Origin of the sequence: Methylibium sp. Pch-M, assembly GCF_004136295.1 — a bacterium.
GTDB lineage: Bacteria > Pseudomonadota > Gammaproteobacteria > Burkholderiales > Burkholderiaceae_C > Methylibium > Methylibium petroleiphilum.
In genome coordinates, this window is record NZ_CP029606.1 from 132,304 (window position 1) to 149,635 (window position 17,332).

Genomic DNA, 17,332 nt, shown 5'->3' on the forward strand with positions numbered 1-17,332 from the left:
GCCATGAGCGATCTGGTCGTCGTGCGCAAGGAGGGGCTGTACTGCGCCGCCGGCGATTTCTACATCGACCCGTGGCGGCCGGTGGCCCGCGCTGTGCTGACCCACGCGCACGCCGACCACGCCCGCCCGGGACACGGCCGCTACCTCGCGGCGCGCGCGGGCGCGACGCTGGTGCGCACGCGGCTGGGCGATGTGGGCCTCGACACGCTCGAGTACGGCGAACGCATCACGCACCACGGCGTGACGCTGTCGCTGCACCCCGCAGGCCACGTGCTCGGCTCGGCGCAGGTGCGCCTCGAACACCGCGGCGAGGTGTGGGTGGTCTCGGGCGACTACAAGCTCGCACCGGACGCGAGCTGCGCACCGTTCGAACCGCTGCGCTGCGACACCTTCGTCACCGAGTCGACCTTCGGACTGCCGATCTACCGCTGGGACCCGCCCGCGCAGGTGTTTGCCGGCGTCGAGCACTGGTGGCGCGACAACGCCGACGCGGGCCAGGCCAGCGTGCTGTATTGCTATGCGCTCGGCAAGGCGCAACGCGTGCTGCTCGGCGTCGATGCCTCGATCGGCCCCATCGTCTGCCATGGCGCGGTGCAGACGCTCAACGACGCCTACCGCGCCGCCGGCGTGGCACTGCCGCCCACGATCACGGTCGACCAGGTCGGCGATCCCGCCGATCTGCGGCGCGCGCTCGTGCTGGCTCCACCGTCGGCGGCCGGCTCCCCGTGGCTGAAGCGCTTCGGCGAAGTCCGCGACGCCTTCGCGAGCGGCTGGATGCGCCTGCGCGGCACGCGGCGGCGGCGTGGCGTCGACCGCGGCTTCGTGCTGTCCGACCACGCCGATTGGCCGGCGTTGCTGGAGGCGATCGGGGCGACCGGCGCCGGGCGCATCGTCGTGACGCACGGCGAGACCGGCCCGCTGATCCGCTGGCTGCGCGAGCAGGGCCTCGACGCCGCCGCCTTCCAGACCGAATACGGCGACGAGGACGAGACCGCCCCGCCGGCACCGCCGCCCGCGGAGACCGGCGGTGCGTGACTTCGCCCGGCTCTACGCCGCGCTGGATGCGACCACCTCGACGCACGGGAAGCTTGAAGCGCTGACGGCCTACTTCCGTGCCGCACCCGCCCGCCATGCCGCCTGGGCGGCCTACTTCCTGGCCGGCGGCAAGCCGCGCCAGGCCGTGCCGACGGCGCTGCTGCGTCAACTGGCCGCCGAGCGCGCCGGCCTGCCGGCCTGGCTGTTCGACGCCTGCTATGAGGCGGTCGGCGACCTGGCCGAGACGATCGCGCTCGTGCTGCCGCCGCCGGTGCGCGACAGCGCGCTCGGCCTCGACGACTGGATGCGCGAGCGCATCGGCCCCTTGCGCGGCGCGCCGCCCGAGCAGGTGCGCACGGCGCTGTTCGATGCGTGGGACGAACTCGACACCCCCGGCCGCTTCCTGCTCGGCAAGCTGATCGGCGGCGGCTTTCGCGTCGGCGTCTCGCGGCTGCTGCTCACGCGCGCGCTGGCCGCGGTGGCCGGGCTCGACGCCAAGCTCATCGCCCAACGGCTGATGGGCTGGACCGACAAGGGCGCCCAGCCGACGGCCGACGCCTACGCCGCGCTGCTGGCGCCGGAGGCCGCAACCGGCGGCGCCTCGCCCGGCGGCCAGCCCTACCCGTTCTTCCTCGCGCATACCCTGCAGGCCGAGCCGCGCACGCTCGGCGCGCTCGACGATTGGCAGGCCGAGTGGAAGTACGACGGCATCCGCGCCCAGCTCGTGCGGCGCGACGGGCAATCCTGGCTCTGGTCGCGCGGCGAGGAGCTGATCACCGACCGCTTCCCCGAGCTGGCGAAGCTGCCCCTGCCCGACGGCACGGTGCTCGACGGCGAGATCGTCGTCTGGCAGGACGGCCGCCCCTCCCCGTTCGCGGCCCTGCAGCGGCGCATCGGCCGCAAGACCCTCGGAGCCCGCCTGCTGCAGGAGTTGCCGGCGGTGCTGATCGCCTACGACCTGCTGGAGCACGAGGCTGCCGACCGGCGCGGCGAGCCGCAGCACCTGCGGCGCCCGCGTCTGGAGCAACTGATCGCCGCGACTGCCGACCCCGCGTTGCAGATCGCGCCCCAGGTGCAGGCCCCCGACTGGACGGCGCTGGCCGTGCTGCGCGACACCGCCCGCGAGCGAGGCGTCGAAGGCCTGATGCTGAAGGCGCGCGAGTCGCGCTATGGCGTCGGCCGCACCAAGGACGTCGGCGTGTGGTGGAAGTGGAAGGTCGACCCCTATGCCGTCGACGCGGTGCTCGTCTACGCCCAGGCCGGCCACGGGCGGCGCGCCTCGCTCTACACCGACTACACCTTCGCGGTGTGGGACGACGCGCCGGACGGTGTGCCCGGCGAGCGCCGACTGGTGCCGTTCGCCAAGGCCTACTCCGGCCTGAGCGACGCCGAGATCGCCCGCGTCGACGCGGTGATCCGCAAGACGACGATCGAGAAGTTCGGGCCGGTGCGCAGCGTGCGGCCGACGCTGGTGTTCGAGATCGGCTTCGAGGGCATTGCACGCTCCTCGCGCCACAAGGCCGGCGTGGCGGTGCGCTTCCCGCGCATCCTGCGGCCACGCCCCGACAAGCCGGTCGAGGAGGCCGACACGCTCGCCACGCTGAAGGGCCTGCTCGCATGAACCGGCGCGCGTTGCCCCCGGCCGCGCTGGGCGCCTGGTTCACCGCGCGCGGCTGGGAGCCGTTCGCCTTCCAGCGCAAGGTCTGGGCGGCGGCCGCGCGCGGCCAAAGCGGGCTGCTGCACGCCACCACCGGCGCCGGCAAGACCTACGCGGTCTGGTTCGCCGCCCTGGGCCGCGCGCTGCGCCAGCGCGCCGCGGGCGACGACGACGGCCACGGCCGCGGCCTGCGGGTGCTGTGGCTCACGCCGATGCGCGCGCTGGCCGCCGACACCCAGCGCGCGCTGGAGGCGCCGCTCGCCGAGCTGCTGCCGGGCTGGCGCGTGGGCCTGCGCACCGGCGACACGCCGAACGCCGAGCGCGCACGGCAGGCCGAGGCACCACCCGCCGCTCTGGTCACGACGCCCGAGAGCCTGTCGCTGATGCTGAGCCAGGCCGACGCGGCGCGGCGCCTGCAGCACGTCGACATGGTGATCGTCGACGAATGGCACGAGCTGATGGGCAACAAGCGCGGCGTGCAGACCCAGCTCGCGCTGGCACGGCTGCGGCACTGGCAGCCGGGGCTGGTGGTGTGGGGCCTGTCCGCCACGCTGGGCAACCTGCCGCGTGCGCGGCAGGTGCTGCTCGGCGACGCCGACGCGCAGGGCGTGCTGGTGCAGGGCCGCCTGCCCAAGCGCGTGGTGGTCGACACCCTGGTACCGCCGAACCCGTCGCGCTTCCCCTGGGGCGGCCACCTCGGCATCGAGATGCTGCAGCCGGTGATCGACGAGATTGACCGGCACGCGACCACGCTGGTCTTCACCAACACCCGCTCGCAGGCCGAGATCTGGTACCAGAAGCTGCTCGATGCGCGCCCCGACTGGGCCGGCGTGCTCGCGCTGCACCACGGCTCGCTCGATCCCGCGCTGCGCGGCTGGGTCGAAGAGGGTCTGAAGTCGGGCCGGCTGAAGGCGGTGGTCAGCACCTCCAGCCTGGACCTGGGCGTCGACTTCCTGCCGGTCGAACGCGTGCTGCAGGTCGGCAGCCCGAAGGGCGTCGCGCGGCTGCTGCAGCGCGCCGGCCGCAGCGGCCATGCGCCCGGCCGGGTCTCGCGCGTCACGCTGGTGCCGACGCACAGCCTCGAGCTGCTGGAGGCCGCCGCGGCAATCCGCGCGGTCGCCGCGCGCCGCATCGAGTCGCGGCGCGCGCCGGACAAGCCGCTCGACGTGCTGGTGCAGCATCTCGTCACCGTTGCGCTCGGCGGCGGTTTCCGGTCGGCCGACCTGCTGGCGGAAGTGCGCCGCACCGACGCCTACCGCACGCTGAGCGATGCCGAGTGGCAGTGGGCGCTCGACTTCGTCGCGCGCGGCGGACAGAGCTTGGTCGTCTACCCCGAGTACCGCCGCGTGCTGCCCGACGACGACGGCGTGTACCGCGTGCCCGACGCGGCGATCGGTCGCCGCCACCGCATGGGCATCGGCACCATCGTCTCCGACGCCGCGATGCAGGTGCGCTTCCTGAACGGCACGCGGCTCGGCAGCATCGAGGAGTCGTTCATCGCGCGGTTGCGTCGCGGTGACCGCTTCCTGTTCGGGGGCCGCCGGCTGGAGTTCGTGCGCAGCCATGAGATGACCGCCTTCGTGCGGCCCGCGACCGGCCGGCGCGGCGCGGTGCCGCGCTGGCAAGGCGGGCAGATGCCCCTGTCATCCGAGCTGGCGCACGCAGCACTGGAGCGGCTGCAGCGGGCTGCGCGGGGCCGTTTCCCCGGTCCCGAGATGCGGGCGCTGCGCCCGCTGCTCGAACTGCAGGCACGCTGGTCGGCGCTTCCGGCGGCCGACGTGCTGGTGGCCGAGTCGATGCGCAGCCGCGAGGGCCAGCACCTGTTCCTCTATCCGTTCGCCGGGCGCCTCGTGCACGTCGGCCTCGCCGCGCTGCTGGCCTATCGTGTCGGCGCACGGCAACCGGCGAGCTTCTCGATCGCCGTCAACGATTACGGTTTCGAACTGCTGTGCGCCACGCCCGTGGACTGGTCCGCGCTGCTCGCGACGCCAGCGGCCGCGCAGCGCCTGCTGACGACCGACGCATTGCTGGAGGACGTGCTGGCCGGCCTGAACGCCACCGAGCTGTCGCGCCGGCGCTTCCGAGAGATCGCCCGCGTTGCAGGGCTGGTGTTCCAGGGCTACCCGGGCCAGGCGCGCAGCGCACGGCAGCTGCAGGCTTCGTCGAGCCTGTTCTTCGACGTGTTCCAGCGCCATGACGCCGGCAACCTGCTGCTGGGCCAGGCCGAGCGCGAAGTGCTGGAACAGGAGCTGGAGCTCGGCCGGCTGCGTGAGACGCTCACCGAGCTGACCCAGCGACGCCTCGCCTTCGTCGAACTGCGCCGCGCAACGCCATTCGGCTTCCCGCTGATGGTCGAGCGGCTGCGCGAGGCGCTCAGCACCGAGGCGCTGACGGACCGCGTCGCGCGGCTGCTGCGCGAGCTCGAGCGAGCCGCCGCTCCGCGATGACCATGCAGATCGACATCGCCGGCGAAGCCCTCGAACTGCTGCCCGCCCGGGCCGCATGGTGGCCGCGACAGCGGCTGCTGGTGGTGGCCGACATGCACTTCGGCAAGGCCGCCGCCTTCCGCGCCGGCGGCCTGCCGGTGCCGCATGGCACGACGTCGCAGAACCTGGCGGCGCTGGACGCGCTGCTGGCATCGCGGCTAGCGCGCGGCATCGTCTTCCTCGGCGACTTCCTGCATGCGCGTGCCTCGCAGGCTGGCGCCACGCTGGCGGCACTGCGGGCCTGGCGCCTGCGCCATGCGGACCTCGCGCTGACACTGGTGCGCGGCAACCACGACGCCCACGCCGGCGACCCGCCGGCCGACCTGGACCTCGCGGTCGTGGACGAGCCCTGGCAGCTCGACCCCTTCGCATTCGGCCATCACCCGCGCAAGTCGGCCGGGCCGCATCTGCTCTGCGGTCACCTGCACCCGGTGCATCACCTGGCCTGGGGTGGCGAGCGCCTGCGGCTGCCCTGCTTCCTGGTCGGCCCGCAGCGCACTGTGCTGCCGGCGTTCGGCGCCTTCACCGGCGGCCACCCGGTGACGCCGGCCGATGACGACCGCCTGTTCGTCGCCACCGACGACACGGTCTTCGCGGTGCCGCGCTGAAAAGACCGCGGATCAGCCGATCGTGGCCAGCCGGCGGGCCGGCCACGCGCCCGCGCCGACCATCGCGCCCATCAGCCAGAACACGCCGGCCGCACCGAACGCCGCGCCGGCCATGCCGAAACCGAGCGGCATCAGCGCGCTGGACAGGTTGATGGTCATCGAGCGCAGCGCGATCGCCTCGCCGTGGCGGGCCTGCGGCGTGATCTGGTGCAGCGTGGACATGATCATCGGCTGCACCGTGCCGAGCGCCAGGCCCAGCACCACCGCGCATGCACCCATCGCCAGTGCCGCGTGCGCCAGCGGATAGACGGCGAACACGGCAGCCGTCAGCAGCATCGCGCCCGCCAGCACCGCGCCTTCGCGCAGCCGGTGCGCGAGCAGCGGAATCACCAACCGCACGCCGGCCACCGCGAGCGCGAAGGCGCCGAGGATCAGCCCGATCGCCGACGCGCTGAGCCCGCGCTCGTGGCCCAGCACCGGTACCACGAAGCTGTGCACGTCCCAGCTGCTCGACAGCAGCCAGTTCACCAGCAGCAGCCGGCGCATCGGGGGTGCCGTCAGCAACTCCCAGGAAGCACGGTGGCTGCGCGGCGCACCAGCGGGGGCCGCTGCGGGCACCTCGCGCGGCACCCGGCGCGACCACACCAGGCTCGCGAGCGGCAGCAAGGCCAGCACCGCGAAGGCGGCACCGAAGCCGGCCGCGTCGATCACCACACCGGCGATCACCGGGCCGACCACGTTGCTCAACGCCGGCGCCAGGCCGAGCCAGCTGAACACGCGCTTCAGTCCGGTCGGGTCGTTCACCAGCCGGCCGGCCGTGCGCTGGATCGCGATCAGGCCGAAGTTCGCGCCACCCCCGCACAGCATCGCGGCAGCACACAGCACCCCGTAGTGCCAGCCGACGGGCAGCAGGGTCGCCAGCACGGCCAACAAGGCGCCGCCGAAGGCGAGCGCCACGGCCCAGCGCAGCGGACGGTGGTAGCCGTGACGGTCGGCCATGCGGCCCGCGGGCAGCGCGAGCACGATCGGTGCGACCGCGAACAAGGCAAGCAGCCCGCCGACCGCTGCCGCGCTGTGGCCTTCGTGCAGCGCGAGCAGTGGCGCGGCCATGCGCAGGCCGGTCATCGCGGCGTGCAGGCAGAGCTGGCCGCCGATCAGCGGCAGCAACCGCAGCGCCAGCGCCTTCGCGCCCTGAGCCGCCGACGCGTCCTCAGCCACGGTGGTCGCGCGGGACGGGTTCTCGCTCCTCGTCTTCCACGGTCTCGAGGCCCCCCGGCAGAAGCGCCTGGGCCCGCGTCTCGTCCAGGGCCTCGACCGTCTTCAGCTTGCGCTGCATCACGTTCGTGCGGGTCTGGGCCGCATCGATGGTGTTGCTGGCTTCCTCGAGTTTCTTCTTCGTCTTGGCCAGCACCTCGCCGAACTTCGCGAACTCCTGCTTCACCGCGCCCAGCACTTCCCAGACCTCGGCCGATCGCTTCTCGAGCGCCAGCGTTCGAAAGCCCATCTGCAGGCTGGTCAGCGTGGCCAGCAGCGTGGTGGGGCCGGCCAGCGTCACGCGGTGCTCGCGCTGCAGCGCCTCCACCAGCCCGGGCCGGCGCAGCGCCTCGGCATACAGGCCCTCGGTCGGGACGAACAGGATCGCGAACTCGGTGGTGTGCGGCGCGGCGACGTACTTCTCGCGGATGGTGCGCGCCTCCAACCGCAGGCGCTGCTCGATCGCCCGCGCCGCCGCCTCGGCCGCCGGTGCGTCGGCGCGCTCCTGCGCATCGAGCAGGCGCTCGTAGTCCTCACGCGGGAACTTGGCGTCGACCGGCAGCCAGGTCGGCAGGCCATCGTCGCGCCGCCCCGGGAACTTGACCGCGAACTCGACGCGCGCGCCGCTTCCGGGCACCGTCTCGACGTTGACGCCGTACTGCTCGGGCGTGAACACCTGCTCCAGCAGGCCGGCGAGCTGCACCTCGCCGAACACGCCGCGCGTCTTCACGTTGGTCAGCACGCGGTTGAGCGAGCCCACGTCACGCGCCAGCCCCTGCATCTCACCCAGGCCGCGGTGCACCTGCTCCAGCCGGTCGGCCACCTGCTTGAAGCTCTCTCCGAGGCGCTGCTCCAGCGTCGCGTGCAGCTTCTCGTCGACCGTCTGGCGCATCTGCTCGAGCTTCTTCTCGTTGTCGGCCTGCAGCGCCGTCAACCGCGCCTCGACCGCCTGGCGGACCTCGAGCAGCCGCCGCTCGTTGGCCTCGGACAGCGCGCGCAGCTGCTCGGCCTGGCTGTCGCCGAAGCGCTTGAGCGCGCCGTCCTGTGCCTCGCGCGCCGACAGCGCCGACTGGGTGAGCGCACCGGTGCTGCCGCGCAGCGTGTCCGACAGCGCCTGCTGCGTGGCCGCGAGCTGGGTGCGGAAGGAGTCGATCTGCTCGTTCTGCGTGCGCGCCACGTCGCTGCTCTGGTTCAGCAGCGTCTGCTGGAACAGGCCCAGCGAGGCGGTCAGCTCCTGGCGCGTGCCACGCGCGCTGTCCTGCACCTCGCCGCGCAGCTCGCGCTCCAGGCGCTCGGCGTCGCCGCGCGCGGTCTGCTGCAAGCGATCGCCGAGTTCGCGCAACGGCGCATCGTCGGGCCGGCGGAGCGCCAGCCACAGCAGCAACACGAGATTGAGCGCCAGCAGCGCGAGGACCAGGAGGGGCGACCAGTCGGGCAGTTGCATCGTGCCGCGATTGTGTCAGCCCGCCCCGGCCTCGCGACCGGTCATGAACTCAGCGCACCGGCAGCATGCGGCGCAGCGTGTTGTCGCGCAGCCGGTAGTGATGGAACAGCGCGGCGCCCGCGTGCAGCGCGATCACGCCGTAGGCGATGCGCCCCACGTCGCCGTGCCAGCCACGCAGCCACTTGCCCAGGTCCTTGTTCTCGGCCGCGAGCGGCGGCAACTCGATGCCGAAGAACGGCACCGGGTCGCCGCGCAGGCTCAGCATCACCCAGCCCACCAGCGGCATGCCGACCATGAAGGCGTACAGCAGCAGGTGCACCGCGTGCGCGGCCAGCCGCTGCGCGCGCGGCGGCGCCGGCACGATGGGCGGCGTGCCGCCGCGCCATCGCCCCCACAGGCGCACCAGCACCAGGCCCATCACCGTCAGGCCGATCGAGAAATGCGCATGGCGCAGGAATTCGCGCAGCGGCGTACCACGCTCGAACAGCACCCGCAGCTCGATGCACAGGTAGGCCAGCGCGATCAGTGCCAGCATCAGCCAGTGCATCGTGACGGACAGCTGCCCATAGGCAGCCGGCGCCGCGGCAGGACGCATGGGCCGCGACTCAGAAGCTGAAACGCGCGCCGGCGTAGAGCTGGCGCGGCACGCCGGCGAAGGCCCCGTTGACCCGGCTGACGAGATAGCGCTTGTCGGTCAGGTTGGTGGCGCTCAGGTACAGCGTCACGCCCTGCGGCTTCAGGCGGTAGTTGAACGAGGCATTGAGCGTCGTGTAGCTCGGGATCACGCCCGACTGTCCATCCGCCGCCGGCGCCTGGGTGTTGAGCGCATCGGTGTACTGCTCGCTCACGTGCGTGAGACCGATACGCGCATCCCAGGTGGAGCCGTGCTCGTAGCCGAGCCCGGCCGACAGCAGGTGCCGCGGCGCGTAGGGCAGGCGCTTGCCGCGGGCATTGGCGAACACCGTGGTCTCATCCTCGCCGGGCGCGAAGTCGGGCGTCAGCAGGTCGCTGTCGAACCGGGCGGTGAACAGGCTCGTGTAGCTCAGTGTCAGGTAGGGGTTGTGGGGCCGGCCCTGAAGGCGGCCGAAGTCAATGCGTGACCCGAACTCGACGCCGCGGTTGAGGGTGCGGCCGGCATTCGCGAAGGTCTGCCCCAGGCCGACCGCGTAGCCCGGCAGGATCTGGTTCTTGAAGTCGATCTGGAACAGCGTGGCCTCCAGCTGCACGCCCTGCCGCGGACGGTGGCGCATTCCGAGCTCGATGTTGGTGCTGAGCTCCGGGTCGACCTTCTGCAGGTCGGCGTCGCCGGGCGGCAGGTTGGCATCGGGACGCGGCGGCGCGATGCCGCGGTGGATGCCTGCGAACAGCGTGGTGTCGGCGAGGCCGAAGTAGGTCAGCCCGAAACCGGGCAGCAGCTCGTTGTTGCGTTGCGAGGTCTCGATGCCGGGCGTGACCGGCGCGAACTCGTCCTGGGTGATGCGGTTCTTCTGGCGGTAGCTCTCGTAGCGCACGCCGGGCGTGAACGACCAGTTGCCGGCGTAGAAGGTGTTCTGCACGTAGGCGGCGACAGCGTCGGTCTCGATGTCGAATTCGTCGCGCAGTCCGGTGCCGGGCGAATGTTCGCGCGCGGTGGGTGTCGCGCCGTTGTAGCGCTTGCGGTTCACCTTCTCGTGGTGCAGCCGCACCCCGGCGACCAGCTCGCTGCGCAGGCCGAAGGCGCCATGCTGCATCTCGAGGCGCGGTTCGATGCCGTAGAACTCGTAGCTGCGGGGACGCATCTGGTTGCCGCACAGGCTCGCGAACTGCTCGAAGCCGTTCGGCACCGTGTAGTCGATGTCCTCCGGACAACCGGCCACGAGGCCCGCGCCATCGGTCCCGACCTCGTCGAAGCGCAGACCCTCGCGCTCCTTCTCGGCTTCCACGCCGTCGGCGTCGGCCTCGACGATCGCGTCGAGCTGGCGGTACGAGGCGCGGTCGGTCTTCTGGTAGTAGACCTGGGTCGCGAGCCGCGTGGTGTCGGAGAAGTCGAAACTGTGCACGGCCTGGAAGGCGGTGCGCTCGAGCTCGAAGACGTCGTTGCGGAAGGCGTTCTGATAGGGGTCGGCGTCGTAGCGGGCCTGGTCGAGGCCGGCTTCGCCGAACTTCGAATCCTCCTCGTAGTAGCCGAACTTCAGGCGCAGCGACTGTTTGTCGCCGAGGTCGAACTCGGTCTTCAGCGACGCGTCGCGGATGCGGTGGAAGCTGCCGTCGCGGCTGCCGTTGCCGCGGCGCAGCGCCGCCTCGGCGAGCCAGCCGCCCCAGTCGCCGCCACTGCCGACCGCGCCGGCGGCCCGGCTGAAGTTGCGGTCGCCGACCGACAGGTCGACCTCGCCGCCGAAGCTGCGCCGCACCGGCCGCGTCACGAAGTTGATCACGCCGCCGACCGTCTGCGGGCCGTGGACGATCTGGCCCGAACCCTTGATCACCTCGACCCGCTCGATGCGTTCCAGGGGCGTGTGGTAGTGGGCCGTCGGGTCGCTGTAGGGCGCCAGGTGGATGGGCATGCCGTCTTCCAGCAGCAGCGTGCGGCTGGTGCGGCGCGGGTCCAGCCCGCGGATGCCGATGTTCAGGTTGAGCCCGAAGGCGTCCTCGCCGACCACGTGCAGGCCCGGAACGGCCTGCAGCGCCTCGCGGACAGAGTACGGCCGCTCGGCCTCGAGCTGCCGGGCGCCGACCACGGCGCTCGATCCCGGCACGGCCTCCAGCCGGTCCGGCAGCGTGCCCGTCACGGTCACGGCCGGCAGGGCCGAGATCGCCCCCCGGCCGGACGCCGTCTCCTGCGCCGCACCGAACGAGGACAGACAGGCGAGCGCAAGGCCGGACGAGAGCCGGCGCGAGGTCTTCTTGGAGGAGGTCATCGTCGTATCCATGGTTTTCAGAATGAAGAGAGGCGTGCTCGAAAGCACAACCGCCATTCAAACTGACAACAAGCTGTCAACGACCGGGAAAAGCTCCCGCTCTACTTGCGGGAAAACGCCGAGACGGCCTCGCGTGAGGCTCTCCGATCAGCGCGGCGCCAACACCTCCGGGTTCACCGGCGTCGGCGGACGACCGGCCTGCGGCCCGCAGCCCAGCGACGCGATCAGGTTGTCGACCGCCAGGCTCGCCATCGCGCGGCGCGTGGCGACGGAGGCGCTGGCGATGTGCGGCGTGAGCACGACGTTGGGCAATTCCAGCAATGCCGGGTTCAGCTTCGGTTCGCCCTCGAACACGTCGAGCCCGGCCGCGGCGATGCGGCGCGCCTTCAGCGCCTCGGCCAGCGCCGCGTCGTCCACCACGCCGCCACGCGCGATGTTGGTGAGCGTGGCGGTCGGCTTCATCTGCGTCAGCTCGGCCGCGCCGATCGCATGGTGCGAAGCCGCCGAGTACGGCAGCACCAGCACCAGGTGATCGGACTCGCGCAGCAGCGTGGCCTTGTCGACGTAGCGTGCGTTCAGGGTGGCCTCGATCTCCGGCGCCAGCCGCGAACGGTTGTGATAGATCACCGGCATGCCGAAACCGAGCGCGCCGCGCCGTGCGATCGCCTGGCCGATGCGACCCATGCCGAGGATGCCTAGCGTGGCGCCGTGCACGTCGGAGCCGACGAGCTGGTCGTAGTGCCACTTCGTCCATTCGCCGCGCCGCAGGTAGTGTTCCGACTCGGCGATGCGGCGTGCGGCGGCCATCATCAGCGCGAAGCCGAAGTCGGCGGTGGTCTCGGTCAGCACGTCGGGCGTGTTGGTGACGATCACGCCGCGCGCCGTGCAGGCGGCCACGTCGATGTTGTTGTAACCGACCGCCATGTTGCAGACCGCGCGCAGCTGCGGGCAGGCCGCCAGCACCTCGGCATCGATGCGTTCGCTGCCGGTGGTGAAGGCACCGACCTTGCCCTGCAGGCGCGCGATCAGCTGCGCCTTGTCGAGCACCGTGTCGCTCGGGTTGTCCTCGACGTCGAAGTGCGCGCGCAGTCGATCGATGATGTCGGGGAAGGCGGCACGCGCCACCAGGACCTTGTCCATGCGTTCTTGCTCCTAGAGAAACCAGATGAAGGTCATCACCGCGAACAGCGGCAGCAGGATGCCGCAGCTCCAGACCATGTAGCCGAAGAAGCTGGGCATCCGGAGCCCGCGGTCCTCGGCGATCGCCTTGACCATGAGGTTGGGCGCGTTGCCGATGTAGCTGTTCGCGCCCATGAAGACCGAGCCGGCCGAGATGGCCGCCAGCACCGGTGCCAGCGTCGTCATCAGCACCTGCGGGTCGCCGCCGGCCAGGTTGAAGAACACCAGGTAGGTCGGCGCGTTGTCGAGAAAGCTCGACAGCAGCCCCGAAGCCCAGAAGTACATGGCCGGGATCGGTTGTCCGTCGGGCGCGGTGACGAGCCCGACGATCGGACCGAACACGCCCGCCGGGCCGGCCTTCAGCATCGCCAGCACCGGCGCGATGGTGAGGAAGATGCCGGCGAACAGCTTGCCCACCTCGAGCATCGGCGCCCAGTTGAACTGGTTGCTGTCGTGCACGCCGCGCGGCGTGAGCTTCAGCGACAGCAGGGTCACGCCGACCAGCGCCACGTCGCGCACCAGCTGCGGCAGGCCGACCGGGGTGCCGAAGACCCCGAACTCGACGCCCGGCTGCCAGGTGCCGCTCATCAGCACCAGTGCGACCACCACGCCCAGCAGCAGCAGGTTGACCTTGCCCTCGATCGCGAAGCTCGGCGTGTCGGGCGTCGGGTCGACCGGGCACACACCTTCCTTCACGTAGTAGTGGCGGTCGATCACGTAGAAGATGGCCAGCAGTGCACTGACCAGGAACAGCGTCTCGGGAAAGATGTGCTGCACCGTCCAGAAGAAGTCCACCCCCTTCAGGAAGCCGAGGAACAGCGGCGGGTCGCCCAGCGGCGTCAGCGAACCACCGGCGTTCGAGACGATGAAGATGAAGAAGATGACCACATGCGCCGCGTGCCGGCGGTTGTCGTTGGCGCGGATCAGCGGCCGGATCAGCAGCATCGACGCCCCGGTGGTGCCCATGAAGCTCGCCAGCACCGCGCCGATCGCCATCAGCACCGCGTTGAAGCCCGGGCTGCCGTGGAAGTTGCCGCGGATGTGGATGCCGCCGGCCACCGTGAACAGCGCGGTCAGCAGGATGATGAACGGGATGTACTCCGCCAGCGCGGCGTGAACCAATGCCGCGGCGGCGGCGCCGGCGCCGAACAGCGCGCCGAACGGCAGCATGAAGGCCGCCGCCCAGCCGAGCGCGACCTTGCCGTAGTGGTGGTGCCAGAAGGCGGGCACCACCAGCGGCATCAGGGCGATCGACAGCAGGATGCCTGCGAACGGGACCGCCCAAACCGCGCCGAGGGCACTGCCGTCGATCTCGGCCGCCCCCGCGACGGCGGGCAGGCAACCGACCAGCGCCAGCAGGATGCAACGCCATCGCACGGCGCTGCGGGGGTGGAGTGAGACGGTCAGCATTGATATATCAGTTGTCAGGAAGCCGTGAGCATACGCTGCGCGACGTGGGCCGCCGCCAGATCCCAGGCGGCATGGCCGACGGTCTTGAACACCGGTGCGGCGCCGCCTTCCGGCCGGGCATCGAGATGGTCGACGAGTTCGGTGACGCCGGACCAGACCACTGCCGCCTGGATCAGGTCGCCGGCCTCGTGGCGTGCGCCGTCGAGCGCGTCGACGACGACACGGCGCGCGAGCAGCAGCGCCGGCGGCAGTTCGGCCATCTGCGGCGTGAAAGCCCCGACGCCGACCACCAGCAGGCCGGCGGGCAGTTCGTCCGGCAAGACCGGCCGCAGGCTCGTGGTCAGGGTCACGACTGCCTGCGCTGTCCGGAGGGCGTCGGCAAGATGGGCGTGTGCCGTGAGCTCGACACCGCTCAACTCGGCCGCCAGCCGATCGGCGAACGCTTCGGCCTGCGCCGTCGTCCGGCCCACGACATGCAGCGCCCTCACTTCGCCCAGTGCAGCCAGCACGCGCGCGTGCGCCAGCGCCTGCGCACCGGTGCCCAGCAAGGCCACCGACCGGACCGGCGTGGTCGAGAGTCCGCGCAGGCCGAGCGCCGTGACGGCGGCGGTGCGGCGCGCGGTGAGCGTCGGGCCGTCCAGCAGCATCAGTGGCCGGCCGTCGCGCGCGTCGGCCACCAGCACCTGCCCCTGGATCGTCGGCAGGCCGTGTGCGGACCGGCCCGGATGGACGGTGAGCGACTTCGTGAGGGCCAGGTGCTCGTCGGCGGCGGGCATGACCAGGTAGCGGCCGCCCTCCGGCAGCGGCAGGACGCCGCGCGCGGGTGCCGTCAGCCGCCCTGCCCGCCGGGCGCGCATGGCATCGGCGACGGCATCGACCAGCGCGGCCGCCGGCAGCAGCGCCGCGGTGGCCTCGGCGTCGAACACCGGCAGCGCCGCCGTCGGCCGCCCGGTCATGCCACCCCCCTCCGCCGCGGTGCCCCCGTCACTGCAGCGCTTCCAGCGCCTGTCGCAGCGCCGCCGGCAACTCGACCGGGCGGCGTGTCGCGCGGTCCACGTAGACATGCACGAAGTGGCCGTGCGCAGCGCTCGTCACGTCGCCATGGGCGAACAGCCCGACCTCGTAGCGCACGCTGGAGCGGCCCAGGCTCGCGACGCGCAGGCCGGCCTCGATCGCCTGCGGGAAGGCCAGCGGCGCGAAATAGCGGCATTGCGTCTCGACCACCAGGCCGATCACCGGCCCGGCGTGGATATCCAGCACGCCGGCGTCGATCAAGTAGCCGTTCACCGCCGTATCGAAGTAGCTGTAATAGACGACGTTGTTGACGTGCCCGTAGACGTCGTTGTCCATCCAGCGCGTGGCGATGGCGCGGAAGCAGCGGAAGTCACCGCGCGGTCGCGGCGCAGGTCGGTCGGGAGGCGGCGGGCTCTCGGACATGCGGCCCATTATCGGAGGCCGGTGGCGGCCGCCCCACCGGCGGTGACCGTCGCCCGCGCCCGCCAGGCCGACCAGCCGGCGAGCGCCTCTCGGTAGCTCGCCAGCTGGACCGCCACGGTGTCGTCGATGTTCACGCCGTAGCCGCCCCCCATCGTCATGACCACCGGGATCCCGCGCTCGGCGCAGGCGGCGAACACGCGCCGGTCCCGCTCGGCCAGCCCCGCCGCGCTGAGCCGCAGGCGGCCGAGCCGGTCGCCTTCGTGCGGATCGGCGCCGGCCAGGTAGAACACCAGGCCGGGTGGCGCGTCGCGGTGCCGCGCCCACAAGGTGGCGAGCGCCCCGTCCAGCGCCGCCAGGTAGGCCGCATCGCGGCAGCCGTCGGGCAGTTCGACGTCGAGGTCGCTCGCCTCCTTGCGGAACGGGAAGTTCTTCTCGCCGTGCAGCGAGAGCGTGAAGACGGTCGGGTCGTCGCGGAAGATCGCTGCGGTGCCGTTGCCCTGGTGCACATCGAGGTCGATCACCGCGACACGCAGCAGCATGCGCCGCGCCCGGTGCCATTCGGCCTGCATCAGCCGCGCGGCGACCGCGATGTCGTTGAAGACGCAGTAGCCCGAGCCCTTGTCGGCCGACGCATGGTGGGTGCCCCCCGCCAGGTTGGCCGCCACGCCTTCCTCCAGAGCACGGCGCGCGGCGGCGATCGTCGCGCCCACCGAGCGGCGCGAGCGCTCGACCATCGCCTCCGACCAGGGGAAACCGATCTCGCGCTGCTGCGCGGCGCTCAGCGTGCCCTCCAGCACCGCGTTCACCCAAGCCGGCTCGTGCGCCAGCGCCAGCTCGCCGTCACTGGCGGCCGGCGCCTCGACCAGTTGCAACGCCGGCAGCTCGGCGGCCAGCCGGTCCCGCAGCATCCGGTACTTCGCCATCGGGAAGCGATGGCCCGCCGGCAGCGGCAGGACGTAGTGGTCGCTGTAGTAGGCGTGCATGGGAGGGCGGATTGTGTCGCGCGTTCGACAGGGTCGTCCGGCAGCCCGTTTCCAGGCCCTTCTAGAGGCCGGCAACTAGATTGCTGCAACGCAACAAAAAAGCCTTGAAAGCGGCCGCTGTACCCGTATACTTCTTTCCATGCTGCAGTGCACCAAACGTTGCAGCCCCACCGACCCGCAACCTTTGGAGACCTCCACATGCTGACCGCCGAACAAATCATCGCTGCGCACAAGGCCAACCTCGAGACCCTGTTCGGTCTCACCAACAAGGCCTTCGAAGGCGTCGAGAAGCTCGTCGAGCTGAACCTGCAAGTCGCGAAGTCCGGCCTCGGCGAAGTCGCCGAGCATGCCAAGGCCACCCTGTCGGCCAAGGACGCGCAAGAACTGCTGGCGCTGCAAGCCAACCTGCTGCAACCCGCCGCCGAGAAGGCCGCCGCCTACAGCCGTCACCTGTACGACATCGCCTCGGGCACCAATGCCGAAGTGAGCAAGATCGCCGAAGGCAAGATCAGCGAAGCGCAGAAGAGCTTCCTGGCCGTCGTCGACACCGCGATCAAGAACGCCCCGGCGGGCACCGAGAACGCCGCCGCGCTGGTGAAGTCGGCCGTCGCCGCTGCCAACAACGCGCTCGAGAGCGTGACCAAGGCCGCCAAGCAAGCCCAGGACGTGGCCGAAGCCAACTTCCAGGCGCTGAACACCAACGCCGTCAAGGCCACCGCTGCCGCCACCAAGGCGCGCCGCTGATCTGCCCAGGCCGGGCAGCCTGTCCGCCCGGCGGACGCCACTTTTCTTTACGTGGCGTGTTGAACTTGTGAGACTGCCCTCCATCTGATGGGTGTGAGACGCCGCGCTGCCCGTGGCGTCTGACCGTTAGGTTGTCTCCTCGGTACCCTCGCGAACATCGGTTCCAGGTACCTTTCGGCCCGGACTTGCTCCGGGCCG

The 17,332-nt window shown here is 71.5% G+C and carries 14 protein-coding genes; 5 read left to right on the plus strand and 9 right to left on the minus strand.

What is annotated here, in order from left to right; genetic code table 11:
- The first annotated feature begins 3 nt into the window (after positions 1-3).
- The 4 genes from C1M51_RS00615 to pdeM are packed head-to-tail and all read left to right on the plus strand — an operon-like array spanning position 4 to position 5,786.
- A complete protein-coding gene (locus tag C1M51_RS00615) occupies positions 4-1,035 on the plus strand; it encodes a ligase-associated DNA damage response exonuclease (RefSeq protein WP_129447777.1) in 1,032 nt (343 codons plus the stop codon).
- Positions 1,028-2,656 (plus strand): ATP-dependent DNA ligase, encoded by a 1,629-nt coding sequence (locus C1M51_RS00620; protein ID WP_129447778.1) that lies wholly within the window; start codon positions 1,028-1,030, stop codon positions 2,654-2,656. The genes C1M51_RS00615 and C1M51_RS00620 overlap by 8 nt, the downstream gene beginning before the upstream one ends.
- Complete coding sequence (locus C1M51_RS00625) at positions 2,653-5,139, plus strand: ligase-associated DNA damage response DEXH box helicase (protein WP_129447779.1); 2,487 nt, start codon at positions 2,653-2,655, stop codon at positions 5,137-5,139. Before C1M51_RS00620 ends, C1M51_RS00625 begins: the two co-directional genes overlap by 4 nt.
- A 2-nt stretch (positions 5,140-5,141) precedes the next feature.
- Positions 5,142-5,786 (plus strand): ligase-associated DNA damage response endonuclease PdeM, encoded by a 645-nt coding sequence (pdeM, locus tag C1M51_RS00630; RefSeq protein WP_129452045.1) that lies wholly within the window; start codon positions 5,142-5,144, stop codon positions 5,784-5,786.
- A gap of 12 nt (positions 5,787-5,798) precedes the next feature.
- Here pdeM and C1M51_RS00635 read toward each other — a convergent pair whose 3' ends face one another.
- The 9 genes from C1M51_RS00635 to C1M51_RS00675 form a co-directional block, all read right to left on the minus strand.
- Positions 5,799-7,004 (minus strand): MFS transporter, encoded by a 1,206-nt coding sequence (locus C1M51_RS00635; protein WP_129447780.1) that lies wholly within the window; start codon positions 7,002-7,004, stop codon positions 5,799-5,801.
- The gene (locus C1M51_RS00640; protein WP_129447781.1) at positions 6,997-8,484 is read right to left on the minus strand and encodes a DNA recombination protein RmuC; all 1,488 of its coding nucleotides are present in this window, start codon (positions 8,482-8,484) and stop codon (positions 6,997-6,999) included. Before C1M51_RS00640 ends, C1M51_RS00635 begins: the two co-directional genes overlap by 8 nt.
- Positions 8,485-8,533: 49 nt before the next feature.
- Positions 8,534-9,079 carry a cytochrome b gene (locus C1M51_RS00645; RefSeq protein ID WP_129447782.1) on the minus strand — a complete coding sequence of 182 codons (546 nt, stop codon included), beginning with the start codon at positions 9,077-9,079 and terminating at the stop codon, positions 8,534-8,536.
- 10 nt (positions 9,080-9,089) lie between these two features.
- Positions 9,090-11,381, minus strand: a complete 2,292-nt coding sequence (locus C1M51_RS00650) for a TonB-dependent receptor domain-containing protein (RefSeq protein WP_242499833.1) — start codon at positions 11,379-11,381, stop codon at positions 9,090-9,092.
- A 147-nt stretch (positions 11,382-11,528) separates the two neighbouring features.
- Positions 11,529-12,521, minus strand: coding sequence for a D-glycerate dehydrogenase (locus C1M51_RS00655; RefSeq protein WP_129447784.1), 993 nt, complete (start codon positions 12,519-12,521; stop codon positions 11,529-11,531).
- A gap of 12 nt (positions 12,522-12,533) precedes the next feature.
- The gene (locus C1M51_RS00660; RefSeq protein WP_129447785.1) at positions 12,534-13,970 is read right to left on the minus strand and encodes a sodium:proton antiporter; all 1,437 of its coding nucleotides are present in this window, start codon (positions 13,968-13,970) and stop codon (positions 12,534-12,536) included.
- A gap of 14 nt (positions 13,971-13,984) precedes the next feature.
- A complete protein-coding gene (locus tag C1M51_RS00665; RefSeq protein WP_129447786.1) occupies positions 13,985-14,926 on the minus strand; it encodes a delta(1)-pyrroline-2-carboxylate reductase family protein in 942 nt (313 codons plus the stop codon).
- Between the two features lie 28 nt (positions 14,927-14,954).
- Positions 14,955-15,416, minus strand: coding sequence for a thioesterase family protein (locus C1M51_RS00670; RefSeq protein WP_129447787.1), 462 nt, complete (start codon positions 15,414-15,416; stop codon positions 14,955-14,957).
- A complete protein-coding gene (locus tag C1M51_RS00675) occupies positions 15,416-16,390 on the minus strand; it encodes a histone deacetylase (protein ID WP_129447788.1) in 975 nt (324 codons plus the stop codon). The genes C1M51_RS00670 and C1M51_RS00675 overlap by 1 nt, the downstream gene beginning before the upstream one ends.
- Before the next feature lie 198 nt (positions 16,391-16,588).
- Here C1M51_RS00675 and phaP point away from each other — a divergent pair, with 198 nt between their 5' ends.
- Positions 16,589-17,134, plus strand: coding sequence for a TIGR01841 family phasin (gene phaP, locus C1M51_RS00680; RefSeq protein WP_011829105.1), 546 nt, complete (start codon positions 16,589-16,591; stop codon positions 17,132-17,134).
- Positions 17,135-17,332: the final 198 nt, after the last annotated feature.

Coding starts and splice junctions, on each gene's coding strand:
- C1M51_RS00615 (WP_129447777.1), top strand. CDS start 4: ATGAGCGATCTGGTCGTCGTGCGCAAGGAGGGGCTGTACTGCGCCGCC.
- C1M51_RS00625 (WP_129447779.1), top strand. CDS start 2,653: ATGAACCGGCGCGCGTTGCCCCCGGCCGCGCTGGGCGCCTGGTTCACC.
- pdeM (WP_129452045.1), top strand. CDS start 5,142: ATGCAGATCGACATCGCCGGCGAAGCCCTCGAACTGCTGCCCGCCCGG.
- C1M51_RS00640 (WP_129447781.1), bottom strand. CDS start 8,484: ATGCAACTGCCCGACTGGTCGCCCCTCCTGGTCCTCGCGCTGCTGGCG.
- C1M51_RS00645 (WP_129447782.1), bottom strand. CDS start 9,079: ATGCGTCCTGCCGCGGCGCCGGCTGCCTATGGGCAGCTGTCCGTCACG.
- C1M51_RS00650 (WP_242499833.1), bottom strand. CDS start 11,381: ATGACCTCCTCCAAGAAGACCTCGCGCCGGCTCTCGTCCGGCCTTGCG.
- C1M51_RS00655 (WP_129447784.1), bottom strand. CDS start 12,521: ATGGACAAGGTCCTGGTGGCGCGTGCCGCCTTCCCCGACATCATCGAT.
- C1M51_RS00660 (WP_129447785.1), bottom strand. CDS start 13,970: ATGCTGACCGTCTCACTCCACCCCCGCAGCGCCGTGCGATGGCGTTGC.
- C1M51_RS00665 (WP_129447786.1), bottom strand. CDS start 14,926: ATGACCGGGCGGCCGACGGCGGCGCTGCCGGTGTTCGACGCCGAGGCC.
- C1M51_RS00670 (WP_129447787.1), bottom strand. CDS start 15,416: ATGGGCCGCATGTCCGAGAGCCCGCCGCCTCCCGACCGACCTGCGCCG.
- C1M51_RS00675 (WP_129447788.1), bottom strand. CDS start 16,390: ATGCACGCCTACTACAGCGACCACTACGTCCTGCCGCTGCCGGCGGGC.
- phaP (WP_011829105.1), top strand. CDS start 16,589: ATGCTGACCGCCGAACAAATCATCGCTGCGCACAAGGCCAACCTCGAG.